Annotated in this window: 32 protein-coding genes and 1 pseudogene; 23 read left to right on the forward strand and 10 right to left on the reverse strand. The window is 35.3% G+C overall.

Going from position 1 to position 26,502, the window contains the following annotated elements; translation table 11 throughout:
- The first annotated feature begins 98 nt into the window (after positions 1 to 98).
- From ACTDJC_RS13890 to modB, 12 genes and pseudogenes are all read left to right on the forward strand, one after another.
- Positions 99 to 881: a formate/nitrite transporter family protein gene (locus ACTDJC_RS13890; protein ID WP_440603755.1), complete on the forward strand. Its 783-nt coding sequence runs from the start codon at positions 99 to 101 to the stop codon at positions 879 to 881.
- 86 nt (positions 882 to 967) lie between these two features.
- On the forward strand, positions 968 to 1,984 hold the full coding sequence (locus tag ACTDJC_RS13895) for a molybdopterin-synthase adenylyltransferase MoeB (RefSeq protein WP_440603756.1): 1,017 nt from the start codon (positions 968 to 970) through the stop codon (positions 1,982 to 1,984).
- A gap of 20 nt (positions 1,985 to 2,004) precedes the next feature.
- On the forward strand, positions 2,005 to 3,291 hold the full coding sequence (locus ACTDJC_RS13900) for a molybdopterin molybdotransferase MoeA (protein WP_440603997.1): 1,287 nt from the start codon (positions 2,005 to 2,007) through the stop codon (positions 3,289 to 3,291).
- A gap of 32 nt (positions 3,292 to 3,323) precedes the next feature.
- Positions 3,324 to 3,788, forward strand: coding sequence for a molybdenum cofactor biosynthesis protein MoaE (locus ACTDJC_RS13905; RefSeq protein WP_429707511.1), 465 nt, complete (start codon positions 3,324 to 3,326; stop codon positions 3,786 to 3,788).
- A 4-nt stretch (positions 3,789 to 3,792) separates the two neighbouring features.
- Positions 3,793 to 4,029 carry a molybdopterin converting factor subunit 1 gene (gene moaD, locus ACTDJC_RS13910; RefSeq protein ID WP_440603757.1) on the forward strand — a complete coding sequence of 79 codons (237 nt, stop codon included), beginning with the start codon at positions 3,793 to 3,795 and terminating at the stop codon, positions 4,027 to 4,029.
- 71 nt (positions 4,030 to 4,100) lie between these two features.
- The gene (moaC, locus tag ACTDJC_RS13915; protein WP_440603758.1) at positions 4,101 to 4,586 is read left to right on the forward strand and encodes a cyclic pyranopterin monophosphate synthase MoaC; all 486 of its coding nucleotides are present in this window, start codon (positions 4,101 to 4,103) and stop codon (positions 4,584 to 4,586) included.
- Between the two features lie 192 nt (positions 4,587 to 4,778).
- Complete coding sequence (locus tag ACTDJC_RS13920) at positions 4,779 to 5,828, forward strand: P-loop NTPase (RefSeq protein ID WP_440603759.1); 1,050 nt, start codon at positions 4,779 to 4,781, stop codon at positions 5,826 to 5,828.
- Positions 5,829 to 5,964: 136 nt separating this feature from the next.
- Positions 5,965 to 6,491 (forward strand): annotated as a pseudogene (gene mobB / locus ACTDJC_RS13925) (molybdopterin-guanine dinucleotide biosynthesis protein B).
- Positions 6,484 to 6,705: a hypothetical protein gene (locus ACTDJC_RS13930; protein WP_440603998.1), complete on the forward strand. Its 222-nt coding sequence runs from the start codon at positions 6,484 to 6,486 to the stop codon at positions 6,703 to 6,705. Before mobB ends, ACTDJC_RS13930 begins: the two are co-directional and overlap by 8 nt.
- A 67-nt stretch (positions 6,706 to 6,772) precedes the next feature.
- The gene (locus ACTDJC_RS13935) at positions 6,773 to 7,138 is read left to right on the forward strand and encodes a hypothetical protein (RefSeq protein WP_440603760.1); all 366 of its coding nucleotides are present in this window, start codon (positions 6,773 to 6,775) and stop codon (positions 7,136 to 7,138) included.
- Between the two features lie 67 nt (positions 7,139 to 7,205).
- Entirely contained in the window at positions 7,206 to 8,024 is an 819-nt protein-coding gene (modA, locus tag ACTDJC_RS13940) for a molybdate ABC transporter substrate-binding protein (RefSeq protein ID WP_440603999.1), read from the forward strand.
- A 9-nt stretch (positions 8,025 to 8,033) separates the two neighbouring features.
- The gene (gene modB / locus ACTDJC_RS13945) at positions 8,034 to 8,690 is read left to right on the forward strand and encodes a molybdate ABC transporter permease subunit (RefSeq protein WP_440603761.1); all 657 of its coding nucleotides are present in this window, start codon (positions 8,034 to 8,036) and stop codon (positions 8,688 to 8,690) included.
- A 245-nt stretch (positions 8,691 to 8,935) separates the two neighbouring features.
- Here modB and ACTDJC_RS13950 read toward each other — a convergent pair whose 3' ends face one another.
- Positions 8,936 to 9,421, reverse strand: coding sequence for a hypothetical protein (locus ACTDJC_RS13950; RefSeq protein ID WP_440603762.1), 486 nt, complete (start codon positions 9,419 to 9,421; stop codon positions 8,936 to 8,938).
- Between the two features lie 129 nt (positions 9,422 to 9,550).
- Here ACTDJC_RS13950 and ACTDJC_RS13955 point away from each other — a divergent pair, with 129 nt between their 5' ends.
- From ACTDJC_RS13955 to ACTDJC_RS13970, 4 genes are all read left to right on the forward strand, one after another.
- Positions 9,551 to 9,676, forward strand: a complete 126-nt coding sequence (locus ACTDJC_RS13955; protein WP_440603763.1) for a hypothetical protein — start codon at positions 9,551 to 9,553, stop codon at positions 9,674 to 9,676.
- 74 nt (positions 9,677 to 9,750) lie between these two features.
- Entirely contained in the window at positions 9,751 to 10,983 is a 1,233-nt protein-coding gene (pepT, locus tag ACTDJC_RS13960; protein ID WP_440603764.1) for a peptidase T, read from the forward strand.
- A 618-nt stretch (positions 10,984 to 11,601) separates the two neighbouring features.
- Complete coding sequence (locus ACTDJC_RS13965; protein ID WP_440603765.1) at positions 11,602 to 12,048, forward strand: GNAT family N-acetyltransferase; 447 nt, start codon at positions 11,602 to 11,604, stop codon at positions 12,046 to 12,048.
- Positions 12,049 to 12,417: 369 nt separating this feature from the next.
- A complete protein-coding gene (locus ACTDJC_RS13970) occupies positions 12,418 to 12,843 on the forward strand; it encodes a GNAT family N-acetyltransferase (protein WP_440603766.1) in 426 nt (141 codons plus the stop codon).
- 273 nt (positions 12,844 to 13,116) lie between these two features.
- On the opposite strand, the gene ACTDJC_RS13975 is transcribed toward ACTDJC_RS13970, so the two are convergent.
- Positions 13,117 to 14,022 carry a DMT family transporter gene (locus ACTDJC_RS13975; protein WP_440603767.1) on the reverse strand — a complete coding sequence of 302 codons (906 nt, stop codon included), beginning with the start codon at positions 14,020 to 14,022 and terminating at the stop codon, positions 13,117 to 13,119.
- A gap of 110 nt (positions 14,023 to 14,132) precedes the next feature.
- Here ACTDJC_RS13975 and pdxR point away from each other — a divergent pair, with 110 nt between their 5' ends.
- The gene (pdxR, locus tag ACTDJC_RS13980; protein WP_440604000.1) at positions 14,133 to 15,524 is read left to right on the forward strand and encodes a MocR-like pyridoxine biosynthesis transcription factor PdxR; all 1,392 of its coding nucleotides are present in this window, start codon (positions 14,133 to 14,135) and stop codon (positions 15,522 to 15,524) included.
- A gap of 268 nt (positions 15,525 to 15,792) precedes the next feature.
- Here the strand turns inward: pdxR and ACTDJC_RS13985 are convergent, their stop codons facing one another.
- Positions 15,793 to 16,305, reverse strand: coding sequence for a methylated-DNA--[protein]-cysteine S-methyltransferase (locus ACTDJC_RS13985; protein WP_429707694.1), 513 nt, complete (start codon positions 16,303 to 16,305; stop codon positions 15,793 to 15,795).
- A gap of 1 nt (position 16,306) precedes the next feature.
- Entirely contained in the window at positions 16,307 to 16,861 is a 555-nt protein-coding gene (locus ACTDJC_RS13990) for a bifunctional transcriptional activator/DNA repair enzyme AdaA (protein WP_440604001.1), read from the reverse strand.
- Positions 16,862 to 17,301: 440 nt separating this feature from the next.
- On the opposite strand from ACTDJC_RS13990, the gene ACTDJC_RS13995 reads away from it, so the two are divergent.
- The 3 genes from ACTDJC_RS13995 (at position 17,302) to ACTDJC_RS14005 (ending at position 19,855) form a co-directional block, all read left to right on the forward strand.
- Complete coding sequence (locus ACTDJC_RS13995) at positions 17,302 to 17,607, forward strand: hypothetical protein (RefSeq protein ID WP_098311221.1); 306 nt, start codon at positions 17,302 to 17,304, stop codon at positions 17,605 to 17,607.
- A 430-nt stretch (positions 17,608 to 18,037) separates the two neighbouring features.
- On the forward strand, positions 18,038 to 18,577 hold the full coding sequence (locus tag ACTDJC_RS14000) for a DUF420 domain-containing protein (RefSeq protein WP_098311219.1): 540 nt from the start codon (positions 18,038 to 18,040) through the stop codon (positions 18,575 to 18,577).
- Between the two features lie 114 nt (positions 18,578 to 18,691).
- Positions 18,692 to 19,855: an iron-containing alcohol dehydrogenase gene (locus ACTDJC_RS14005; protein WP_440603768.1), complete on the forward strand. Its 1,164-nt coding sequence runs from the start codon at positions 18,692 to 18,694 to the stop codon at positions 19,853 to 19,855.
- A 320-nt stretch (positions 19,856 to 20,175) separates the two neighbouring features.
- Here ACTDJC_RS14005 and ACTDJC_RS14010 read toward each other — a convergent pair whose 3' ends face one another.
- Positions 20,176 to 20,418 (reverse strand): hypothetical protein, encoded by a 243-nt coding sequence (locus ACTDJC_RS14010; protein ID WP_098311217.1) that lies wholly within the window; start codon positions 20,416 to 20,418, stop codon positions 20,176 to 20,178.
- A 194-nt stretch (positions 20,419 to 20,612) separates the two neighbouring features.
- On the opposite strand from ACTDJC_RS14010, the gene miaA reads away from it, so the two are divergent.
- Together miaA and hfq are read left to right on the forward strand one after the other, a co-directional pair.
- Positions 20,613 to 21,563 (forward strand): tRNA (adenosine(37)-N6)-dimethylallyltransferase MiaA, encoded by a 951-nt coding sequence (gene miaA / locus ACTDJC_RS14015; protein ID WP_440603769.1) that lies wholly within the window; start codon positions 20,613 to 20,615, stop codon positions 21,561 to 21,563.
- Between the two features lie 25 nt (positions 21,564 to 21,588).
- Entirely contained in the window at positions 21,589 to 21,813 is a 225-nt protein-coding gene (hfq, locus tag ACTDJC_RS14020; RefSeq protein WP_000813896.1) for an RNA chaperone Hfq, read from the forward strand.
- Between the two features lie 366 nt (positions 21,814 to 22,179).
- Here hfq and ACTDJC_RS14025 read toward each other — a convergent pair whose 3' ends face one another.
- Together ACTDJC_RS14025 and ACTDJC_RS14030 are read right to left on the reverse strand one after the other, a co-directional pair.
- Positions 22,180 to 22,998: a collagen-like repeat preface domain-containing protein gene (locus ACTDJC_RS14025; RefSeq protein WP_440603770.1), complete on the reverse strand. Its 819-nt coding sequence runs from the start codon at positions 22,996 to 22,998 to the stop codon at positions 22,180 to 22,182.
- A 114-nt stretch (positions 22,999 to 23,112) separates the two neighbouring features.
- Complete coding sequence (locus ACTDJC_RS14030; RefSeq protein WP_098311112.1) at positions 23,113 to 24,075, reverse strand: tyrosine-type recombinase/integrase; 963 nt, start codon at positions 24,073 to 24,075, stop codon at positions 23,113 to 23,115.
- Between the two features lie 119 nt (positions 24,076 to 24,194).
- Between ACTDJC_RS14030 and spoVK the strand changes: the two genes are divergently transcribed.
- Positions 24,195 to 25,151 carry a stage V sporulation protein K gene (spoVK, locus tag ACTDJC_RS14035; RefSeq protein ID WP_098311111.1) on the forward strand — a complete coding sequence of 319 codons (957 nt, stop codon included), beginning with the start codon at positions 24,195 to 24,197 and terminating at the stop codon, positions 25,149 to 25,151.
- 74 nt (positions 25,152 to 25,225) lie between these two features.
- On the opposite strand, the gene ACTDJC_RS14040 is transcribed toward spoVK, so the two are convergent.
- The 3 genes from ACTDJC_RS14040 to ACTDJC_RS14050 all read right to left on the reverse strand — a co-directional run bounded on the left by ACTDJC_RS14040 (position 25,226) and on the right by ACTDJC_RS14050 (position 26,470).
- Positions 25,226 to 25,360: a hypothetical protein gene (locus ACTDJC_RS14040; protein WP_440603771.1), complete on the reverse strand. Its 135-nt coding sequence runs from the start codon at positions 25,358 to 25,360 to the stop codon at positions 25,226 to 25,228.
- Between the two features lie 12 nt (positions 25,361 to 25,372).
- Positions 25,373 to 25,510, reverse strand: a complete 138-nt coding sequence (locus ACTDJC_RS14045) for a hypothetical protein (RefSeq protein ID WP_176524747.1) — start codon at positions 25,508 to 25,510, stop codon at positions 25,373 to 25,375.
- Positions 25,511 to 25,837: 327 nt separating this feature from the next.
- Positions 25,838 to 26,470: a trimeric intracellular cation channel family protein gene (locus ACTDJC_RS14050; RefSeq protein WP_440603772.1), complete on the reverse strand. Its 633-nt coding sequence runs from the start codon at positions 26,468 to 26,470 to the stop codon at positions 25,838 to 25,840.
- Positions 26,471 to 26,502 lie beyond the last annotated feature (32 nt).

Raw genomic sequence — 26,502 nt, forward strand, 5'->3', positions numbered from 1 at the left:
AGAGAAGTGCAGGGAGATTAAGCAGCATTCAAAAATTCTTACTATGTTAAGGGTTTCTTGAAGCTGTTTTTTTATTTGAAAAAATGGAGGAATTGGTTATGGCATTTCATAAACCGGAAAAAATCGCTGAGCTTGTGATTGAAGCCGGTGTTCAAAAGGTAAGGCAACCGCTATCCGCCATGCTTATCCTTGGTTTCTTAGGAGGAGCATTCATTTCGTTAGGGTTTTTGCTTAATATTCAAATTCTTGGTAATTTACCGGAGCGATGGGGAAGTCTAGTAAATTTTTTGGGAGGAGCAGTTTTTCCTATAGGGCTTATGCTCGTTGTCCTGGCAGGAGGAGAATTAATTACGGGAAACATGATGTCAGTGTCCATGGCCCTGTATGCACGAAAAATCTCATTGAAAAGTGTGTTACATAATTGGGCTTGGATAACTTTAACTAATTTTGTTGGTGCACTTTTCGTAGCTTATTTTTTCGGTCACCTTGGCGGGTTGACGGAGGGGGCATATTTAAATAAAACAGTAGAAATAGCCCAAGAGAAATTACATGAACCGTTTGGGAAAACATTAATTTCAGCAATCGGTTGTAACTGGCTTGTTTGTCTTGCAATTTGGTTGGCTCATGGAACTAATGATTTTGTTGGGAAAATTATCGGAATTTGGATTCCTATTATGACATTTGTGGTAATTGGATTTCAGCAAGTGGTAGCAAATATGTTTGTAATCTCAGCAGCTATTTTTGCGGGGCACCTTTCATGGATAGATCTTGCAGAGAATTTTGTTCCTGTTTTTATAGGAAATGTAATTGGTGGAGCTGGATTTGTTGGATTTGCTTACTTTTCTTGTTATCAGAAACAAAGTCATATAGAGAAAGAGTAAAAAGAACAACCTCATATGAAGCAGATTTTTTTAATTAATGGGGTGTTTTAGAACAAGAATTATCTAAAAGAAAGGAAGGCTTTCTAATGATAGAGCGGTATTCACGACAACAGTTGTTCACTCCTATTGGGAGTAAAGGACAAGAGAAGATTAGAAATAAGCATGTGTTGATTGTGGGGGCAGGTGCATTAGGAAGTGCAAGCGCAGAAGCGTTGGTTCGTGCAGGTATCGGAAAGTTAACGATCATTGATCGTGATTACGTAGAATGGAGTAATTTACAGCGACAACAACTTTACGTTGAACAAGATGCAACAGAAAAATTACCAAAAGCAATTGCAGCTCAGAATCGTTTAAAACAAATCAATTCAGAGGTACAAATTGATGCTTTCGTGATGGATGCAAGGATAGAGAATATGGAAGTTTTGTTAGGCGACGTCGATATAATCATTGATGCAACAGATAATTTTGATATTCGATTTGTGATAAATGATCTATCGCAAAAATATGATATTCCCTGGATTTATGGTTCTTGTGTGGGGGGATATGGCATGAGTTATACCATTATTCCAAGGAAAACACCGTGCTTACATTGTGTACTTAAAAGTATTCCGGTTACAGGAGCGACGTGTGACACTGTTGGAATCATTAGTCCAGCTGTCCAAATGGTGGCAGCGTATCAAGTGGTGGAAGCATTCAAAATTCTAGTAGAAGATTTTTCAGCAATTAGAAACACCTTTTTAATGTTTGATATATGGAGTAATCAACACCATTCTGTCAAACTAGAAAAGATTAAAACGGACAATTGTCCTTCGTGCGGAACGCATAGAACTTATCCTTATTTATCTTATGAAAACCAAACAAAGACAGCTGTTTTATGTGGGAGAAATACGGTTCAAATTAGACCCCCGCATAATAGTCGTTACAATTTTGACCATTTAGAAAAACAACTAAAAAAACATGGGAAAGTAGATCGAAACCCGTATTTGCTATCTTGCCAACTAGATGATTATCGTTTGGTCATGTTTCAGGATGGGCGTGTATTTATCCACGGGACAAATGAAATTCAAAAAGCGAAAAAAATATACTATCGTTTATTAGGGTAACAGAAGGAGTGAGGAAAATGATAGAAAAACGAATACCGATTGCAGTTGGAGAGGCCGTCCATAAAGTAATGGAATTTGCCAACCATGGTTTAAAAGAACTGGTACCACTTGAATTAGCATACGGACGTATATTAGCCGAGGATTTAGTAGCTGATCATGATGTTCCCTCCTTCGATCGTTCACCCTATGATGGATTTGCTATTAGGGCAGAAGATACTGCCTGGGCAAGTTATGAGAATCCAACTATATTCGAAGTAATCGGCGAAATTGGGGCAGGTTCCATATTTCCTCAAGAGGTAGGGCCATTTCAAGCGGTTCGAATCATGACGGGGGCACAAATTCCGGAAGGATGTAACGCGGTTGTGATGCTGGAACTGACCCGTCAATATGAGGATGTCGGTAAAATCTATATGGAAGTGAAACGCTCATCCAAAAAAGGAGAAAATATTTCCTTTCAAGGTGAAGATACACGTAAAGGGACGATTCTTGCGAAGAGAGGAGTTTACATTAATCCAGGTATTTCAGCTCTCCTTGCTACATTTGGTTACAGCGAAGTGCCAGTTGCTAAAAAACCTATGATTGGAGTATTAGCGACTGGGAGTGAGCTTCTTGATGTAAATGAATCGCTAAAACCTGGGAAAATTCGAAATAGTAATACGTACATGATATTGTCCCAAATTCAAAGAGCGGGGGGAAGAGTGAAATACTTTGGGAAGTTTAGTGACGATTTTGATACGTGCTTCACAGCCGTAAAAGAAGCGTTAAGTCAAGTGGATATGTTAATTACAACCGGCGGTGTTTCGGTAGGGGATTATGATCATTTGCCAGCTATCTACGAAAAACTAGGGGCATCGGTTCTTTTTAACAAAGTAGCAATGCGGCCGGGCAGCGTGACGACCGTAGCACAATTAAATAAAAAATTATTATTTGGATTATCAGGTAATCCCTCTGCTTGTTATGTAGGCTTTGAGTTATTCGTAAGACCTAGCATTCGTACCTATATGTTTAGTGAAAAGCCACATTTAAAAAAAGAAAAAGCATTACTGGGAGAAAATTTTTTAAAACCTAATCCATTTACAAGATTTGTGCGAGCAAAGCTCATATATAACGAAGGACAATTAATCGTCTATCCATCAGGATTTGATAAGTCTAGTGCTGTTTCTTCATTAGCAGAATCAAACGCTTTTATCGTACTCCCAGGCGGTACAAGAGGATATAAAAAAGGGATGTTTGTAGATATTCTCTTATTAGAAGATAATCAAGGAAGTGAATGGCCTTGGAGCAATATTATTCCATCTTATAAATAATGGAGCTTTAAAACAAGAGGAGGATCATGTTGATGGAACAAGTATTATTTGAAATTGTAGATACTCCTATTTTAGTCGAAGAAGTAACGAATAAGGTAGCAAGAAGAGAAGCAGGTGCCATTACAACCTTTATTGGAACAGTAAGAGAATTGACAAAAGGAAAACGAACTTTACATCTAGAGTATCAAGCATACGAATCAATGGCAGTAAAAATGCTTACTCAAATTGGTGAAGAAATCAAGAAAAAGTGGCCGGATGCAAAAATAGCAATTACACACCGGGTGGGACGACTAGAAATAATGGATATTGCAGTTGTAATTGCAGTTTCGTCGCCACATCGTAAAGTGGCCTACGAAGCGAATGAATACGCAATTGAACGCATTAAGCAAATCGTCCCAATTTGGAAAAAAGAATTTTGGGAAGATGGAACAATGTGGATTGGGGATCAGCTCGAAAATACGCCGTACCCAGAAGGGGAACCAAAGAAGGAAGAGTGAGAAGATGATTACAATTTTATTGTTCGCAAATTTGCGAGAGGAAGTCGGCTCTGATCAATTACTAATAATAGAAAAAAAAGAGATGAGGGTTCAGCAATTAAAAGAATGGCTCAAGGATAGCTACCGTTTACAATCTTTGGATCAAGTCATGACGGCTATCAACGAAGAATTTGCAATTGACGAGGATATTGTAAAAGATGGAGATACAGTTGCGTTTATCCCTCCTGTAAGTGGAGGATAATATTGTTTGGTTTTTGTCTTAAATATAGCATCTTTCAAAGTCATTTACGCAGTACATTAAGGAGAATAACTATGAATAATTTTTCACACTGGAACGAAGAGGGAAGGCCCAAAATGGTTGATATCTCTCAAAAGGATATTTCAATACGGACAGCTGTTGCACAGAGTACAATTTCTTTATCTGATGAATTATTTCAAGCGATTCAAAGTGGGGTACTGAAAAAAGGTGATCCACTTCAAGTAGCACAAGTTGCTGGAATTATGGGTGCTAAAAAAACAGCTGATGTAATTCCTATGTGTCATCCTATATTAATACAAGGAACAGACTTTACGTTCAATTATGAAAAGAAAATCAATGGATATGATTTAATTTTACAAGCTACAGTAAAATGTAGTGGTAAAACAGGGGTAGAAATGGAGGCGTTAACCGCTGTATCCATCGCTGCTCTTACCTTTTATGATATGTGCAAAGCTGTTGATAAAACAATGGTCATTAAAGAGACATATTTGGTTCGAAAAACGGGCGGTAAAAGCGGAGATTTTTTTCATAAATTGTAATGATTAGAATAGATGGAATGATAATAATGGATTGTTATCATTTTATTTATGTTATAAATGGTTGGATTGGTATATTAGTAAGTATTGCTAGTAATCTATTCCACCATGAGTACACAAGCCTATCTCATTAGGTTCGAGTACTCGTGGTGTTTTTTTGTTTACAAATTAAGGAGACAGGAAGGACTGAGATTTATGCTTACTCATGAACAAATTATGAAAGCTCTAAACCATGTTCAAGATCCAGAGTTGCACAAAAGTATCGTGGAATTAAACATGGTAAGAAATATTCAAATTGACGGTACACAGATTCAACTTGAAGTTGTTTTAACTATTCAAGGTTGTCCTTTAAAGGCAAAAATTCAACAAGATATTGAAGACTCTCTTCGAAACATTGGAGCCTCTAAGGTTTCTTTGGCCTTCGGCTCCATGACACCGGAAGAACGAGCTGCATTAACACAGACTTTAAAGAAAAATTCTAGAACGGAAACCGGCATGCCTAGTATGCTGCGACCTGATTCAGGTGTGCGCTTTATTGCTGTGACAAGTGGAAAAGGTGGAGTAGGGAAATCAACTGTCACAATTAACCTTGCTACTGCTTTAGCTCGTATGGGGAAAAAGGTTGGGATTTTAGATGCAGATATATATGGATTCAGTATCCCAGCTATGATGGAAGCTAATCAAAAGCCAACAATGATAGATCAGACAGCGATTCCGGTCGTTAGTCATGGCGTTAAAATCATGTCAATGGGATTTTTTACAGAGAGTAATAACCCAGTTATGTGGCGAGGACCAATGCTAAACAAATGGATTCAAAATTTCCTTGCTAACACTCACTGGGGAGAATTAGATTATCTTCTTCTTGATTTGCCTCCTGGTACAGGAGATGTTGCGATTGATGTAGCTGCGATGATTCCTCACGCGAAGGAAATTATCGTTACTACTCCTCATAATGTAGCTTCGTTTGTTGCTTCCAGAGTAGGGGTAATGGCAAAGCATACAAAACATGATATTTTAGGTATCGTTGAGAATATGGCATATTATGAGGAACAAGATGGTTCAAGGAACTATCTCTTTGGGAAAGGTGGAGGCGAAATGTTAGCAGAACAACTGCAAACAGAAGTGATAGCACAAATCCCTTTTGCAAAGCCTGAAGAAAATAAAGGTTCGTCCGTATATGACGAAGATTCGCTTGTTGGAGAGATGTTTACATCTTTAGCTCAAGATCTTATCTACAAAGGGTAATCTATCAGAAAAAAATAGTAGGAAATTTCTTTATGCTAATCTTTTAGTTAGCTAAAATAACTTTTCGTTTCTTATGAATGGAATCGGCGATTATTTCTTATGAAGATAAAATGAACACAGAAATTTAAGGAAGTGAATGACCGTGGGGAAAAATTGTCCTATCCTGCAGATTGTAGGATTCCAAAACAGTGGCAAAACAACGCTCACAGAAAAATTAATTTTTAGAGCTAGTAAAGACGGATTAAAGGCTGCATCAATCAAACATCATGGTCATGGAGGAACCCCAGATCATGAATTAAGCTCGAAAGACAGTATGCGTCATCATGTAGCAGGTGCTGTAGTTTCTAGTGTGGAAGGAGATGGAGTCTTACAGCTACGTGCTAAGTTTGATAATTGGAATCTCGAGGAAATGATTAAGCTATATCATTTTTTTCTGTAGATGTCATTTTCGTAGAGGGATATAAGAAAAAGCCTTATCCCAAAGTTGTTTTAATCCGAGATGAGGACGATCTATCATTACTTAATTCACTAATTAATGTCCGGTGTGTAATAAGTCATGTGAAATTGGATAGTAAGGAACTCAAGCATTATCAGGTTTTTCAGCTAGAAGATGATGATTTGTATATAGATTTTTTAAGGAGGGATTTTAATGGGAATGTGTAATGTAGATCATTCTTCTGAAGATGTAATCAATAAACTTGAAATTCAACAATGCTTTTTATCCGAATTTTTGGTTAAAGACTTACATGAATTTCTAAAGAGCAATCATTCACAGCAAATATTAAATGAACTATTTCACCTTTTAAAAAAGTACGACCTAGCATCTAAAGAAGAGCGGGAGAAAAGAAATGAACAGTTAATGTTACTTATAAGTTAATCAATAGAATTAATGGTAGTATTTAACTTGCGTTTTTTTAGTTAGCTTTTCGGAAAGGGTGAATCTCATGGATATCAAAAAGATGATAGATACAATAGAGACAAAAGGAATTGATGCAGAGTCATTTGTTCCTGAGCTACATGATAAACTGGTAAAACTCTATAATGAAAAAGATATTGAATGGTATATTGAGATGTTAAAAGATATGCTATCGTTGGCTGTTCATCTTAAATTTGATCTTGTTTTGAAATATTTTGGAGTACGCCCTATTGTTACTTCAGATGAACGAAAACAATTTCAGGAAATATTTAAGTGCCTGGCTACGAGGAATAATAATAAAGATTGGTTTTTGAATTTATTTGCTTTATATATAGGATTAATCGTTGTTTTTCAATTTGATGCCAAAATTATTGAGAGAAACTTTTTTGGTTAGTGTAATCGTGAAACCTTATAATATGACATGTTATAACGAAAAGTAGGTGAAAGAAATGAAGAAGGGATTGAAAAGGTTACTTACAACAGTGTTCTTTTTGGTAGCCGCAATTGCGATTGTAGTTGGTTGTTCTGGTAATTTAAATACAAGCAGTAAGTCAAGTAATCAAAAAATTACTGGAGAGAAAAAAGAAAAAGTAGAGTTAACTATATCTGCTGCTACGAGCTTGCAAGACGCTCTTATAGAACTTCAAAAAACGTTTGAAAAAGATCATTCCAATATAAAGTTAAAGTTTAATTTTGGAGCTTCCGGAGCATTGCAACAACAAATTGCACAGGGAGCACCAGTAGATATATTTTTCTCAGCTGCAAAAGATAAATTTGATGCGTTAGTAAAGGATGGATTAATTTCTAAAGAAGATGGTGTTGATTTAGTTGGAAATGAGCTTGTGTTAGTCGTTCCTAAGGATACAGCTTCTGGTGTGAAAAGTTTTGGGGATTTAACAAAAAAAGAAGTTAAAAGGATTTCAATTGGGACGCCTGAATCAGTACCCGCTGGTCAGTACGCAAAAGAGTCGTTTAAAAATACGAACATATGGACGGACATTGAATCAAAGGTTGTATACGCAAAAGATGTACGTCAGGTTCTTTCATATGTAGAAACAGGAAATGTAGATGCTGGAGTTGTTTATAAAACAGATGCTCTTTCTTCGAATAAAGTTAACATTGTAGCAACAGCAGATAAACAAACTCACACACCTATCATTTATCCTGTTGGTATCATTAAGGATACGAAACATCGTACGGAAGCGATGGAGTTTTACAAGTTTCTTCAAAGTAAATATGCTATGAAGACTTTAGAGAAATATGGTTTTACATCGAATTGAGGGGATTAAATGATTCAAGAATTCCTAACACCGCTGCAGTTGTCCTTTAAAGTCGCCATTATATCTGGACTCGTTGTTATTATTTTAGGAACTGTGGTGGGGCGAGTATTATCTCAAAAGTCATTTAAAGGAAAAGTAATAGTAGAAACTATCCTAATGCTTCCTTTAGTTCTCCCCCCTACTGTTGTGGGATTCTTTTTGATTATTATCTTTGGTAAGCAAAGTATACTTGGAAAAGTTATTGAATGGATTTTTAAGCAACCTATTATTTTTACATGGTGGGCAGCTGTTCTCGCGTCGATTGTTGTAGCCTTCCCACTTATGTATCAATCAGCAAAGACTGGTTTCCAAGGGATAGATCACGATATTGAAGATGCAGCTCGAGTGTGTGGGGCTAATGAATGGCAAGTCTTTTTCTTTATTTCTATCCCTTTATCTTTAAAAGCTATTGTCTCAGGAAGTATCTTAAGTTTTGCCAGGGTTCTCGGTGAATTTGGCGCAACATTAATGTTTGCAGGTAATATTCCAGGAGAGACCCAGACGATTCCAACAGCGATTTATCTAGCTATTGATTCTGGAAATATGAACATGGCCTGGCTATGGGTTCTTTCAATTGTTTTACTTTCCTTTATTATGTTGTTCATTATGCAAGTAAAACAGAATTAATCAACTTTATTATTCGCTCAAAAACCCATTCTTATCACACAACTAGATTTTTAAACGACTTGAATAGCCTTTTGTCATTTACATAGACAGAAGGCTACTGTATTTTGGGCGGCAAAATTAAATAGCTTTAATATTACTGTACAATGGCGATATTAATCTTCATCATGATTTCCAAGTCCAAACAATAACCCAAATAGATGCATAAGATAGAATCTGAAAATCAGCTTCACAAATATAAATATTTACTAAAATTCTATTTTTTTGTGCACATTCGCACTTAGAACATTCTTGCATTTCCTAATTTTTTGTTTAATTTGCCGATTTTCAAAAAAATAAACCTCTGTACCTGCCCAAATAAAAACCCAACACACAATGCTTAATACTCCTGCAGTATAGGCATGAGTGCTTGAAAGCTTCAAGTATATCACCCCAACAATAATCCCAATCACAAACAAAATAATAGCCTTTTTGACATTTCTAGCATATGTATATTCCTCTTCGTTCAAGAGGTTAGAAAAAGTGTTAAATGTGGCAGTCTTCAATGGCTTTTCATCAAAATCATTCTGACCTAAAAAAAATATTTCTACTTCTTTTCTTTTGCCACTGTGTAGCTTTGACAAAAGAAAATCTTCAAGGTCAGAGCTTAGGTGAACATCATCAGAGCTATAATATCTTGAAAACGGAGTATCAGTTTCATCTAAATAGATATTTATACTTAATTCATCTTTCATGTTAACCCTCCTTTAACTCCAGTTTACTAGTTGAAAGTCAACCTTTTATCCCGCTATTCGCAGGCAGTAAGACCCCCACCTCAAGATTCAAAGAGAAACGAGGAAGATAGGTGGGGGGCAACTGCTGGCATGCGCCCGATTGGTTCAACTAACCATCAGTGGGGGATGAAAAAAACCCCACTGATGGAAGTTTCACTTTATCAGTATGGTCAAGATAGCAATAATTCTTACGAAAACAGCGAATTTAAAAGATAAAGTCAAAAGAAATAAAAAAATGTGTAATAAGGGCGTATAATAAATAAAGATGTATAAAAAAGGAGTGTAGTAGAATGAAACAGGAAATTATAGAACGCTTTACAAGATATGTTCAGGTGGATACACAATCTGATGCAGAAAGTCATACTGTACCATCAACGCCTGGCCAAATTGAGTTTGCAAAGCAACTAGTAGAAGAGTTGAAGTCGATTGGATTATCAGAAGTAACGATGGATGAGAATGGCTACGTAATGGCAACGCTTCCTGCTAATACGGACAAGCAGGTTCCTGTAATCGGTTTTTTAGCTCATTTAGATACAGCTACAGATTTTACGGGGAAAAATGTTAAGCCACAAATTCATGAAAATTTTGATGGTAAGGCAATTACGTTAAATAAGGAACTTGGTGTTGTTTTAACACCAGAATTATTTCCAGAGCTCCCATCTTACCAAGGGCATACATTAATTACAACTGATGGAACAACACTTCTTGGTGCAGATGATAAAGCGGGAATTACAGAAATTATGACAGCAATGAATTATTTATTACATAACCCACAAATTAAACATGGGAAAATTAGAGTAGCATTTACACCTGATGAAGAGATTGGTCGCGGTCCATCCCACTTTGATGTAGAAGCCTTCGGAGCTTCAGTTGCTTATACAATGGATGGAGGCCCACTAGGTGGATTAGAATATGAAAGCTTTAACGCTGCTGGTGCTAAGCTAATTTTTAAAGGGAATAGCACTCATCCTGGTACAGCTAAAAATAAAATGGTCAATGCAACCAAATTGGCAATGGAATTCCACAGACAACTACCAGTAGAAGAAGCGCCAGAACATACAGAGGGATATGAAGGCTTCTACCATCTTATTTCTCTAAATGGTGATGTTGAGCGAAGTCAATCTAACTATATTATTCGTGATTTTGACCGCGCTCATTTTAATACTAGAAAAGAGAATATAACAGCTATTACAAAGCAGATGCAAGAGAAGTATGGTGAGGAAAATATCATTCTTGAGATGAATGATCAGTATTACAATATGCTTGAAAAAATTGAACCAGTGAAAGAAATCGTTGATATTGCTTATGAAGCAATGAAAAATCTAGATATCGAGCCGATTATCCAACCAATTCGCGGTGGAACTGACGGTTCCCAATTATCATATATGGGTCTGCCGACACCAAATATTTTTACGGGCGGAGAAAACTACCACGGTAAATTTGAATATATTTCTGTAGATAATATGGAAAAAGCTGTTCAAGTTATTATCGAAATCGCACGATTATTTGAAGAGAAAGCTTAAGAGAAATAAAGTGAAACTAACCGGGCTGTTACCGGCAGTTATCCCCAAACTATCTTCTTTGCTTCTCTCAGAATTTTGAGGTGGGGGTCTTACTGCCCGCGAATAGCGGGATAAACTCGGATAGCGATCTTTTTTATTTAGATTCAAGAAATTTGAATCAATCTTTGGTTTAACAAGAATAGACATATAATGTTACACATTATATAAGAATAAAAGAAGCGGATAGTGACAGGCAGAATTATTCTGTATGTTCTATCCTTTTTTTGTACCACAAATGACCTCATTTACCAAAACATTTGTATTGGCTGTCCACTTGTTATCAAGTTAATGCTCTCATTGGCTTTTATAAGCCTTTTAATGACTTCATCGACCTTTTTGTCTGAAAAATAAACGAAATCACCTCTCGTGATAGAATTAATGTTCTGTGAAGCGGAACAAAAAAACGGGATAGTATTAAATAATATATTCGAATATCATAAAAAAGGAGGAATTAACACCACAGAAGATGTCTTGACACTCTCACCCATAAAAGGGCAAGTTGGCTAACATCAGTGGGATGAAAGTATCGCAAAATCTGTAATAGAGGTAGCAACAACAAAAAATGTGGAGGGGTCCTTAGTGGAGATAAGAAAATATAATTCTGATGACATCAAACAATTTACAGATTTAATGCCAGATTTAGGTTATCCTAGTTCATTAGATGAAATGAAAGTAAGAATGGAACGTATCGAATCTAATCCAAATTATTACACTTTTGTTGCAATAAATAATAATAACTTAGTAGGAATGATAGGAATAACAATTCATACAACGTACACAAACAACGATGAAAAGATTCAAATAACATCGCTAGTTACAAAGAAAGAATATCGCGGTCAAGGTATTGCGAAAGCGTTGATTAAATATGTGGAAGAATGGTCTTTGAAAAGAGGATCTGATTTTATTTATCTTCTAAGTGGAAAAAGTGAAAGAAGGGTAAAAGCACACGAACTATATAAATTCCTTGGTTACGAAGTAACTGGTTATAGGTTTGTAAAGCGTTTGGGAAAAATGAATACTATTTAACAATTGGAGCGAAATTGTTAAATAATTAAATCCCAACTCAAAAAAACTTTTCGACTTCGTTAGTCGTCAGCAGGGGAATAAATTGTCATTCCCAACCCGTTAGCGTGGAACATAGATGATTAGCTGTCAATTTCTTGAAATTATACTATGATATGTAAATGATGAACAAGGTGTATATGGGGTGATCCCCTATAAGCTCATCCTTTTTTAAATTTTTTTACGTTTCCTAGCATAGATGTTCCTTCTACTTCAATGAGGGATTATGTTAACTTTTGCATGAATATGATATATACTTAAATCTGAACATTCGGAAGAAAAAGAAGTGCAAAAATGCTAACTTGAAATTATAGAGAGATAGGGGGAGGACTTATGGAAAGACAATATACAATCTCAAATTATGCACCAACATTAGAAGAATATAAATATTTATGTTCAGTTGTGGGTTGGGAAGATTATATGAACTTTGATGTTGCCGAAATATCATTAAAAAATTCTGTTTTTGCCGTTACAGTTAAGGATGAGAGTAAGGCCATAGGAATGGGAAGAATTGTTGGGGATGGAGCTATTTACTTTTACATTCAAGATGTGGTAGTTCATCCAGATTATCAAGGAATGGGTATTGGCAAAAAAATTATGAATGCGTTAGTAGAGTATCTAAAAGAAAACGCACCAAATAAAGCGTTTGTAGGATTATTTGCATCAGAGGGAAAAGAAAAATTTTATGAAAAATATGATTTTAAGGATTACTCACCTAATATGACAGGAATGTTTACTGTAATAACGAAATGTGATTAAAAAATTTATATCGGGGTCCCGCCCCATCGCTATCAAGCTAACAAAACAAAATTCCCCCTAAAATGAAAAAAACGCCATCCTTTCTGTATATTTCTACAAAAAGAATAACGCTTTCTATGAATTATGGATATAAATTCCTCTTAGGTTGATAGTAATGTATGGTGACCCCTATAGTCTATATTCCATTTGTTTAAGTGTTCATGCATTCTTGGTCAACAATCTGAGAACCAAATAAATGAGCTCTATTTTCAAGTTCACAAGACTTATTCCTTCTTAATTAGCTCTTTTTAGAGATAATTTCGCATTTTGCTTCCGAGTTCCAAACCCTAATGCGATGGCAGCGCCAGTACAGCTAGAAAAGCAACCAGCAAACAAATACAATGATGGATCTGACTCACCGATTAAAACGGAAGCTATTCCTCCAATTACCGGGAAAAGTGCAACCATATAGCCACTTTGAGCTCCTCCAATTTTTTCTACAAGCTTCAAATAGAATAACCATGCTACAAATGAAGCAACCAGAGTTAAATATAGCAACACAGATAAGTATGAAAACGATGTTGGAAATATAAATTCTTGTCCTTGAAATAATACAATTACTCCCATCAATATACTGCCCACTGTAAATCCAATGGCATTTGCGTAGATAGGATTCACCTTGTGACTTGCATTTCGTGCTGAGCTGGCATCACCTACTGCTGTAAGAAGCGTACCTAAGATCGCAACCATAATTCCTTTTATGTCATTGGACCCTTGAAAGTTGTTCAAATTCGGATAGATGAGAATACATACGCCTAATACACCCAAAATCCCCCCAAACAAAACGCGTGAATGTAACTTTTCTTTTAAAAAAATCCGGAGAGTAATCGGGGTCAAAATCACCTTTAATGAAAAAACCAATGTTACGATTGCTGCAGAACTCAAAATTGTGGCGTAATAAAGGCATAAGTAGCTTAATGCAAAGTTACATACACCAAAAACTATTACAAATGGGATATCTTTTCTTGTTGGCCTCCCTCTTGGTTGAAGGAACCAAACAAGAATCAAAAATAAAAAGGCTGTCATAACTAAACGATAAGTTAAGGATAATTCCAAGCTGACAGGAGTTCCTTGAATTTTTACTGCTATAAAGTTGAGTCCCCATACAATCAAACAAAATATGTACATAAATATTGTCATAAGTTATCTCCCAAGTCAAAATTTTTTCTAAATTCATTATTCATTTATACTGTCATTTCTAAAAGGTACAGTTTACAATAAAAACAAATGACAGATGAGGTATTTCAATGATGAATGAACTAATATTTAATATCAATCGGGAAAGTAACACTCCTATGTACCAACAAGTTTATCAATACATACGTACTCAGGTTTTATCTGGTAAATTAGAAAGAAATACAAAGTTGCCATCGATTAGACAACTTGCTCTCCAATTAGAGGTCAGCAGAAACACAACTCAGGTAGCCTATGAACAATTGCAATCGGAAGGATATATTCGAAGTGAGAACAAAAAGGGATTTTTTGTAGAGGCAACTATATCGGATGAGACGCTTAATTATGAACCCATTAGAGAACAGCATCATGAAAAAAATCAAACTGACATAAAAACTATTGACTTTAAGATTGGGACAGTGGATCAAGAGAACTTCCCTTTGAAAAAATGGAGAATGCTTACAAACAAAATCGTTAAAGACTCTAGCATGTTTTCATACGGAGAAAAGCAAGGCGATATTAAATTAAGAAAGGTACTAGCAGATTACTTGTTTCAATCAAGAGGGGTTAATACTTCTGCTGAACAGATTATTATTGGCAGTAGCACACAACACTTGTTATTACTTTTGTCGCTGTTGCTAAAGCAAGACTATCATTATCTGGCAGTAGAAGACCCTGGATATAATGTGGCAAGGGAACTATTTGCTCTTCAGTCATTTATTATTGATCCGATCCCGGTAAAAGAACAAGGCATCCAAGTCGATCGCCTTTTAAAGTCGCCTTCTAGACTTTTATATGTCACTCCTACTCACCACTTTCCATATGGAGTAACTATCCCCATCAATGAAAGATTAAAGTTAATTCAATGGGCAAAAAGGGTGGAAGGATATATTATTGAGGATGATTACGATAGTGAATTTCGATACATCCATCAACCTATACCGTCTCTTCAAAGTTTAGATTCTAATGATAGGGTGGTTTATTTAGGAACTTTTTCAAAAGCACTGCTACCTTCTATCCGTGTCAGTTATATGGTTTTGCCTAGGAGGCTAGTAAGTGAATATAAAAAGATACTCCCTTTGCTTGAGCAAACATCCTCATCTATTCATCAGAGAACACTGGCGACCTTTATGAATGAAGGATATTGGTACTCACACTTAAGGAAGATGAAAGCTTTGTATAAACGTAAAATGAATCTATTGAATAGGGAATTATTAAAACACTTTAAGAATTATGTTGAAATAAAAGGTGGTAGCTCCGGAATTTTCGTTATTATTGAAGTTAAAACAAAAATGAGTGAAAAAATGCTAATTGAAAGGGCATATGAACACGGAATTGCAGTTTATCCTTGCTCAAAATATTTCTCGAAATATGTACCACAATATCCACATATTCAACTTGGATTGGGTAATTTATGTGAAGAAAAGATAATAAAAGGAGTATCTCAACTAGCAAAAATTTGGTTGTAATCTTGATTTTTTCCCTAAAAAAGTTTTTTCGTTTTTCCTATTAGGGGTAGCACCACATCGCTATCAAGCTAAGATTTTAAAGTACCCCCTAAACGAAAATTTTGTGTTTTTTATAGCACCGAAGTTCATTTTTATCGTTTTGGGACAACCTGTTCTGTTAGGTTGATAGGCATGTGGCGAGACCCCTAATACAAATTTGAAAATATTCGGGTTTTTACACTTATATAATACGGGTATCTCTTTTATTGGTATTTTTATCATTTTTCATTTACTTTTCAAGCATTAGTAGCTGCTTCTTCATTTCTAAGCCACCTCTAAATCCAGTTAATTTTCCATTCTTTCCAATGACGCGGTGACAAGGAATTACAATTAAAACGGGATTAGTTCCGATTGCGGTACCTACTGCACGTACTGATTTTGGTTTTTGGATTAACTCTGCAATATCCGAATATGAATAAGTTTGTCCATAAGGAATGTCACATAATGCATTCCAAACTGTTAATTGGAATGGTGTTCCGATAATATGAACAGGACATGAAAAAGCCTTGCGTTGTCCCTTAAAATACTCTATTAATTCATCAACATATGGCTGTGATTTTTGGTCGTCTTGTACTAAAGTATACTGCGGTAATCGTTTATTAACCCAATTTGATAACTCTTCAAAAGATTGATTTTGGGAGCCTATATAACATAGTCCTTTTGATGTCGCTGCAATATACATACTCCATTTTCCATAAACAAATGATGTCCAATAGATTGTTTGATTTGTTTTTGATGTCATTTTATTTCACCTCTTTTGTGCGATTCATTCTTCGATAATCTGTAGGTGTATATCCTGTTTTCTTTTTAAATAGGGTTGCAAAATGTGCGGTATTCGGTATACCTACAGCAAAACTGATTTCCATAATTGTATGATTCGTATTAGTAAGGTATTGCATAGCTTTGGAAATGCGTGTTTGTTGCATATATTCAATTGGAGTTATTCCGTTTATCTTCTTAAATGTGCGCTGTAAATGATAAGGGCTACCGTGACACATATTTGCTAGTATTGCAAGTGTTAATGTTTCGGAGTAATGGTTATCAATGTATTCCGTAATTTGCACTATCCAGTCTTCTTCAGGTAGCCTTAGTCTATTTGGCTTACATCGTTTACAAGGACGAAACTTTTCTGAGAGAGCTTGCTGTGCAGTAAGAAAGATTCGTACATTGTTTCTGTTAGGTACGCGAGACTTGCAAGACGGGCGACAAAAAATACCTGTTGTTTTTACAGCGTAATAAAATTTGTCATCATATAATGAATTATTGTGTACAATCGCTTGCCATCTTTCATCTGTCATTAAATCTTGATACTTAGTTGTTTCTTTTTGAATATTTTCATGGCGTGTTGATCTTTCGCTTTTCATATAACCACCTCTGAAATCAGTATATCCTGAATGGGGTACGTATGTACGGATTTATGAATGTAAGAGCAAGATTACAAAGATGAAATATAAAATGTTATTCGAAGAAAAAAGATGTATGAGTAATAGTGATTTTTCTTATTATTGAAATTTTACAATTATAATCAAAATAATCGTCTTCTAGGCTTATATGTGTAATGTAATAAGGAAAGTGAAGGAAATGAAGGAAATGAATTTCAATATTGACTAAGTGGAGATCAAGCGATTAGGGGATACCATTATATGTAATCCCTATTGTCATGGTGAATATAAAATATTTTTCTTGACTTTTTATACGAACACGAGGAAAATAGGGAAAAAAGAAGGGAGGGGTAACGTTGGAGGAATATGTGCTAGATATATATAATTTTTTGAGTACAACTGATTGGGAAGATATCATTTCAATTGTAAGTATTTTATTATGTATCCAATTCGTCTTTTTATATGCGCGAATGAATGGCGCTGATTTTTCTTTAACGTCCCCATCCGACGTACAAGGGAAAATATCTCTAAAACAGACAAATATAAAGCATGTATATTTCCCTTTAATTATTATATTCTTTATTCGTTACATTACTGCTGTTGTAAAGAAAAAAGAAGGAGACGACCACTGTAATCCGATTTGTCATTTAGATTTTAAATGAATGATAAAAGGAGGAGATTCGTATGTGGATTCGTTTTCTATTAATTGGATTCTTTTCATTAACAGCAATTTCTCTTATAAGCTATCAATTAATTGAGATGTTTCAAGCATATAGCGATATGTTTTTAAATAAAAACTAAAAAAGACATTATAATTTGAAATTTTTAGTGTGAAACGATACAATCCTTCTTAAGTGGTAAAAGACTTAAGGAGGATTTTTTATTTTATCCTGTTATTCGTGGGTAGTACCCTCGCCTCAAGATTTTAAGAAAAAAAGAAGAAAGGTAAAGGATAACTACTGGCATGCCTTCGATTGATGAAAGCTTCACTTTATATAATTATTTCAAACATTTGTCACATTTACACTGTTGATAATATGTTAAAATAATGAAGTTACTATATACTTTAAGAAGAATGAGGGAGTGAACAATTTGACTGATCGTTCTGTTAAACAGAAGAGCTATGCTCCTGTTGTAATAACGCTTTCTGTGGTCGTCAATGCAATTATTTTGTTCTTATTTTTTGGACCGATTGGTTACAAAGGAGAAGTACATTTTGATGTGAAAATTTTGCCGATGTTAAATGCGATTTTTAATAGCTTTACATTTGTGTTTTTAATCGCAGCATTGTATTCAATTATTAAAAAGAATGTAAATCTACATAAGGGATTTATTCTTGCAGCATTTACAACAACATTGTTATTTTGTGTTTCGTATTTAACGTATCATTATTTAGCACCAGCAACGCATTTTGGCGGAGAAGGAATCATTAAATATGTATATTTCTTTATTTTAATTACACATATTTTCCTTGCTGCTATTATTGTACCGCTTGCATTATTTTCTTTAGTATTCGGATTTACAAATCAACTGACTCGCCATCGTAAAATTGTACGTTGGACGATGCCGATTTGGTTATATGTAAGTCTTTCTGGTGTTATTGTATACTTAATGATTTCACCTTATTATTAAAAGGGTCTCAGTTTTAACTGAGATTCTTTTTTTGTATAAGCAAATATTTTTGTAAAAAGCTAAATATATGATATATAAAAGTATGGTTACTTTTGTTAAGGAAGGATGAAAAGTATGCAAAACTTTGTGTTTCGTAATCCAACAAAGCTTATTTTTGGAAAAGGTCAATTAGAGCAATTGAAAACTGAGGTGCCACAGTACGGGGAAAAAGTTTTACTCGTATATGGTGGCGGTAGTATTAAACAAAATGGAATTTATGATAACGTGATATCTATGCTAAAAGAAATGAATGCAGAAATTTTTGAGTTAAGTGGTGTCGAACCCAATCCACGTTTATCAACAGTACATAAAGGTGTTCAAATTTGTAAAGAAAATGATGTCGAGTTTATATTAGCTGTGGGTGGTGGCAGTGTAATAGACTGTACAAAAGCTATTGCGGCTGGCAGCAAATATGATGGAGATGCATGGGATCTTGTTACGCAAAAAGCTATTGCAAAAGAAGCATTGCCTTTTGGGACAGTGTTAACTCTTGCGGCAACAGGTTCTGAAATGAATGCAGGTTCTGTTATTACAAATTGGGAAACAAATGAAAAGTATGGCTGGGGTAGTCCAGTGACGTTCCCGCAATTTTCTATTTTAGATCCAAATCACACAGTATCTGTACCGCGCAACCAAACAATTTACGGTATTGTTGATATTATGTCGCACGTACTAGAGCAATATTTTCATCAAGGTACGAATACATTGCTGCAAGATCGCTATTGTGAGTCTATTTTACAAACGGTTATTGAGACAGCTCCGAAGCTACTGCATGATTTAGAAAGTTATGAGCACCGTGAAACGATTTTATATTGCGGTACAATGGCGTTAAATGGTATTTTAGCCATGGGTGTACGCGGAGACTGGGCAACGCATAATATTGAGCATGCTGTTTCAGCGGTGTATGATATTCCGCATGGCGGCGGCTTAGCAATTTTATTCCCAAATTGGATGAAACATGTTTTACATGAAAACGTAGCTCGTTTTAAACAATTTGCAATTCGAGTATTTCACGTTCAAACAGAAGGTAAAACTGATGTTGAAATAGCATTAGAAGGTATTGAAGCATTGCGTCAATTTTGGACATCTATTGGAGCGCCATCTCGCTTAGCTGATTACGAGATTGGTGAAGAACAAATTGATATTATGGCTGAAAAGGCAATGGTATATGGTGAGTTTGGACAGTTTAAAAAGTTGAACAAGCAGGATGTTTTAGATATTTATCATGCATCGTTATAAACAAACAAAAAACACTTCTTTTGAGAGGTGTTTTTTGTTTGTTAATTTTCCTACCAAGATATGTTTGCGTTGGTAGAAAGCGCACTGACAACTGTTACGGAAGCGCTTATTGTAATAGAAATAGCCTAATAATGAAGATTTATTAATATCAAATTAAAGATGGATGAAAAAACGGAAATTAGCGGAGAGAAACCTTTTGTTGAGAGCATTATTGTAAGTTATGCGTATGAAGTGGCAGAAGGGTACAAGATGAACCTAAAAGCCTCTTAAAAACTGTCGTGGACGAATTCTTAAACAATTAGATCAAGCTGGAAGATTATTTAGAATGGATATATTGTTCGGCCTGTCAAGATGTTATATGCGGTGTAAAACTGTGTTTGTATATATTCAGTCGTTTTTATATCTGTTTCTTCAGCTGTAAGTATTGGATGAAACGAACGCAGTAAACAGCTTAGTGCAAAGTATAATTCTTCCTGAGAGCAATTTTTTTCTTTTGTTGCTGTTGCTAAAATTAAATCTTCTAGTAACGAGCGAAAATCAATAGTAGCTTGTCCAACTTTCATAGTATCATCTCCGTTTTCGTTTTTAACATGTATATGAAGTGGTTGGACAAAACATGCAAAATAGATTATATTTTTTAACAAGTGTATATAATTTCAATTACCGTAATGGGATAACTTGCATTTTGACTGTTAAAATTGGTAAGATTGGGTATAATAATCAGATGGATAACTTTACATAAAGAGAGTTGAAGTGTATGGGAGAAGAAAAACGGGACAAAGTTATTGTTATTATTGGACCAACTGCAGTTGGAAAGACAAAGCTTAGCATTGAACTGGCAAAAGCGTTAAATGGAGAAATTATTAGTGGCGATTCAATGCAGATCTATCGTAATATGGATATAGGTACGGCGAAAGTTACGGAAGAAGAAATGGATGGAATCCCGCATTATATGATTGATATAAAAAATCCAGAAGATCCATTTTCCGTTGCTGAGTTTCAAGAACTTGTGCGCGGTCATATAGCAGATATTACAAAACGTGGTAAACTACCTATTATTGTTGGTGGAACAGGTTTATATATACAATCTGTGTTGTATGATTACCAGTTCTCTGATGAACCGGGAGATCATATGTACCGTAAACAGCTAGAACAAGAGGCGGAGGAATATGGTGTAGAGTATATACATAGGAAGCTAGAAGAGGTTGATCCGATAAGTGCAAAGCGTATTCATCCAAACAATGTGAGACGTGTGATTCGTGCTTTAGAAATTTTTCATACAACAGGGAAGACGATGAGCGATCAATTAGAACAACAGGAAAATGAGTTGCTATATGATGTTGCTTTAATTGGTTTAACAATGGATCGAGATTTATTATATAGTCGCATTAATTTACGTGTAGATATTATGATGGAGCAAGGTTTATTAGCTGAAGTTGAGCGTTTGTATGAAGATGGAGTTCGTAATTGTCAGTCTATTCAAGCGATTGGTTACAAAGAACTGTATGAGTATTTTGAAGGGAAAACTTCGTTAGAAGAAGCTGTGATGGCTTTGAAAACAAATTCACGTCGCTATGCAAAACGGCAGTTAACTTGGTTCCGTAATAAAATGGATGTTAATTGGTTTGACGTTACAAGCGGTGAAAAAAACATAGAAATTTTAGAGTATATAGAAGGAAAGCAACAACTTAAGTCGAATAATAAGTAAGTAGAGAAAAAGAGGAGGATTCGACATGAAGCAATCAATCAATATTCAAGATCAATTTTTAAACCAACTCCGTAAAGAGAATACGTTTGTCACGCTGTACTTATTAAATGGTTTCCAACTTCGTGGTCTAATTAAAGGCTTCGATAATTTTACTGTACTGTTGGAAACGGAAGGTAAGCAACAGCTTATTTATAAGCATGCAATTTCTACATTTGTTCCACAAAAGAACGTTTCAATCGAATTAGAATAGTAAAGAATTGTACATAGCAAAAAGAGCGAATCATTCGCTCTTTTTTTATGCTCAAAATATACAGGAATCCTAATGCGAAATCTTTTAATGGATACATAAGATAGAGAGTCTAGCTGTTGTGTCATCTATTTCGATGGGATCTTTTTGATTGAAAATTTATCCCGCCCGTAAAAGCCCGATTGGTTCAACTAACCATCAGTAGGGGGGCTTCATCCCCTACTGATGGAAGTTTCATTTTATGTTGAAATGGATATTTTGAGCCGGCTTTACAGATTGTAAAGGTGTTGGCTTTTATTATACAGGTCGATGTTGAGGAATTAGATCCTGTTGGTCCTCGTTCCTTCGAAGTTTCTTATCTTCATACCCTTATTTGCCTAAAAGTTCAAGTCCATCCTGGAGTCCGAGTTCTTCTGAAAGTTCCTGTTCGTCTAAAAGTTCAAGTCCATCCTGGAGACCGAGTTCTTCTGAAAGTTCCTGTTCGTCTAAAAGTTCGAGTCCATCCTGGAGACCGAGTTCTTCTGAAAGTTCCTGTTCGTCTAAAAGTTCAAGTCCATCCTGGAGACCGAGTTCTTCTGAAAGTTCCTGTTCGTCTAAAAGTTCAAGTCCATCCTGGAGTCTGAGTTCTTCTGAAAGTTCCTGTTCGTCTAAAAGTTCGAGTTTACCCTGGAGGTTGAGTTCGTCTAGAAGTTCATGGTTACCTTGAAATTGGCCATTCATTCCGATTGGCGTAATTTGTAGTAAAGTTATTTGTAATTCTTCTGTTTGCTCAATGATATTTTCGAATCCATGATGATTCATCATAGATAATTTTGTAATATGCAGTGAAAAGTTGAGTAAATTTTGTAATTCAATATATACTGTATTTGCTGCAAAAGGTTTCTCGTTCAAAATGGTAATTAAATTTTCGACAATCGCAATGCCAGTTTCTTGCTGTGTAAGTGTTAAGTTTAAACGTTTCAGCCCCCCTTTTAGTATTTCTAATATGTTTATAAGTTTCTTCATGTTAGATTGTGATGGGTTCGAAAATGCAGTTGGAATTATAGCAGTTAAGTCATTTAGTGTTTTTGAAAAAAGGTTGCCGTACGATTCTGGAGCAGGGGTGTAATGAACAGCTGGAAGTCGGTCAGATTGTTTTGGAAAATAAGGTTTTGAGATTTTTTTCTGATTGGCTTTAAAATAAGACATTGAAAGTCTCCTTCCTAATTGTGATAGTGAAAAACCTATCATAGTAGATGCAAGTAGCATATAAAAAGGAATAGGAGAACGAGCAGTTTCTATGAAAAATAACAAAAACGCCTATTATGAGGCGTTTTCTTTTTGCTTTGCATAGTTATAATATCTTTTTAATGAAATCTTTGATTTGAAACCAATTCGCTTCATAATTTCTTGTTCTGGAACATGGTTTTGGATGAGGCGTAAAATAAATGTATTTCGTAAATGTTGACCAGAAATTCCTTTTCGCAGCCCGGCGCGTGCTACTTCAAGCCGAATCATTTTTTGTACAGCAATTTCTGTTAATGCTTTTGGAGCGTCATTTTCGTATACCCAGCGGAATGTATTTCGGTTAAAATCAAAAGCTACAAATAATGGATCTGTGCTATGGTATTTTGGACGTACTGGTTCGGGAATTTTCTTGTAGTAATGATATAACTTTTTTTTATCTTCTTCTGTTAATGTAATGATTCGTTCTATTCCGGATACAGCTGGAATAGATAATGTATTATTTTCAAAATGAACGTGATGCATATTTAGTGAAACGAGCTCTTGTAGTGATAAACCGTAATCAAGCAAAATCATAATAATACATACGTTTCGATCCATGAGTAACGGACGTACAGGACGTTGTTTGTCTGAAAGCCCTTCTAAAGAAGTTAAAATATATTTTAAACGCTGTTCTTCTTGTGTTGAAATGAAATCTGCATCTCGTAATGCTCGATCTGGCTGTATAACAAGTTCCATATTTTTTAGTGGGCTAGGTAGGTTTAAAAAATCATACAGTCGATTTAAGACAATAAAAACACGGTGCATTGTTTTTTCGGAGTAATGACGTTTCATTTTTAAGTCTGAAAAATAATCTTCATAGTCTTTTGTACAAAGAGTCCCCCATATATTATTAGAAGAAATTTTTTTGTTCTTTTGTAACCAATGAACAAAATCTTCAATGTCATAGACGTATCGCTTAATAGTTGAAGGCTTCCGACCCTTGTTGAATAAATAAGCAGAGAAAGCTTGTACTGTATCATCAAGTTCTTTTGTTGTCATAGTCCCACCACCCTAGTTTTCTTACATTATACCAAAAATTTTCAGAAAAAGTTTATTTCTTGGGAAAGCGCAAATTTTGACAATAATCGTCAGTGAAATGATAAAGGTGAGGTGATTGTATGGAACAGTCGATGCGAAAGAAGAATAATAATCAAATTAACATTGTGCTAAATCACCGAAAGAAAATTTCTGTTTCTTCGCCAGAACAAAAGCCAAATCTTTCAAACGAAACTGTTACAAAACATGAAATGTTACAACGGATTGAAGAAGAAATGAGCAAGCTTGTTGGAATGCAGGAAATTAAAAAAATTATAAAGGAAATTTACGCATGGATTTATGTAAATAAAAAACGGCAAGAAATGGGGTTGAAATCAGAGAAACAAGTCCTTCATATGTTATTTAAAGGTAATCCAGGAACGGGGAAAACAACTGTTGCTAGAATGATTGGGAAATTATTGTTTGAAATGAATGTTTTATCAAAAGGGCATTTAGTTGAAGCGGAACGGGCGGACTTAGTTGGTGAATATATTGGGCATACTGCACAAAAAACACGTGATCTTATTCGAAAAGCAATGGGCGGGATTTTGTTTATTGATGAGGCCTATTCGCTTGCGCGTGGCGGTGAAAAAGATTTTGGAAAAGAAGCGATTGATACGCTCGTTAAACATATGGAAGATAAGCAGCATGCTTTTGTACTTATTTTAGCAGGATACTCACGTGAGATGAACCATTTTCTATCACTAAATCCGGGGCTACAATCCCGTTTTCCTTTCATTATTGAATTTTCTGATTACACGGTCAATCAATTATTAGAAATCGGAAAACGTATGTACGATGAACGGGAGTATCAATTATCAAAAGAGGCAGAGTGGAATCTTCGTGATCATTTAAATGCGGTAAAATATTCATCGCATATTACTTCTTTTAGCAACGGGCGTTATGTTCGTAATATTGTGGAAAAGTCCATTCGTACACAAGCGATGAGATTACTTCAGGAAGAAGCGTATGATAAATATGATTTAATTACGATTTCAAGTAGTGATTTAACACTTGAAGAAGAAACACACGGTTTATAAAGTGAAACTTTTACTGCTTAAAAGTAGCAGGATAAATTGCTTAAAATAAAACACGAAGCGTAACGCTTCGTGTTTTATTTTGTATTCTTTGTTTTTGCGCGTTGTTCTAATTTACTTTTTGGGCCTTGATCTGCTACATCTGATGCAATTCCTTGTGGGTTAACGCTACTATGTTGTCCTCGGTTGCTTTTGTTATTTCCTTTTGCCATCCTATATCACTCCTATTCTTCTTTGACTTTTTGTTGATACTCTCTATGATATTTCTCCATTTTTTTGCTTTTTTCGTAAGCTGAATTTAAATCATGCCCAGATTGATCTACGGAACTTCTTTGTGCACCTTTATTTACGTGTTTTGTCATTTATCTCACCTCTCTTTAAGAAATAGTATTTACGGATAGGTACAAAAAACATGCAATAAAGTACAACTTCTATTAGTGGCATTTTTTTGTCACTATTGATGGTCGGCACTTTTAATTAAGATTTCATCTCTGGTTAGAGCGAAGGAAAATAGAAAAACCCTTTACAGAAGTAAAGGGTTGATTTGTTATTTATCCCGCTATTGATTGGCAGTAAGACCTCCACCCTAAGGGTCAAAGAAAATAAAGAAGACAGGTGGAGATAACTGCTGATATGTGCCTGATTAGTTCTGCTAATGATCAGTAGGTAACGGAAGATCCCCTCACTGATTAAAGTTTCACTTTATCATTGAAATGTTCTATCTTTTCTACACTGCGATGTGGCAGATGCCATTTGTAATGAATAGAAATCATACGGAAACATACGATAAGAACGAATAAAATATATAATGCCCAGTCGCTCGTAACAATTTTAGCTCCAATTAAAAATCCAGCTAAAATCGTCCAAAATGCATAAACTTCAGCTCGCAGTACAAGTGGTTTACGACGTGCCAATAAATCACGGATAATACCGCCGCCAATTCCTGTTAACACAGCTGCGACAATCGTTGCGCTAATTGGTAAGTTTAGTTTTTGTGCATATAATGCCCCTTGAATTGCAAAAGCAGATAAACCGATTGCGTCGGTAATATTTTCCCAGCGTTTCCAATGTTTGATAAGTTTGTTCGGGAATAAAAATATAATAGTCATTGATAAGATTGCAATTTCAAATAACATATCTTGTTTCCAAAACGCATCAATTGGATAACCGATTAATAAATTACGCAGTGCTCCTCCCCCGAATGCAGTTGCCATTCCTAAAATATAAACTCCGAAAATATCGTATTCTTCTTCCATCGCGATGATTGCTCCGCTTAAAGCAAATGCAATTGTACCAATGATGCTAAATAAATCCCATGCCATGAAATTCTCCCTCACTAACTAGATGAAATGTT

Origin of the sequence: Bacillus sp. GB_SG_008, from assembly GCF_052038115.1 — a bacterium.
In the GTDB taxonomy this organism is placed as follows: Bacteria; Bacillota; Bacilli; order Bacillales; family Bacillaceae_G; genus Bacillus_A; species Bacillus_A rhizoplanae.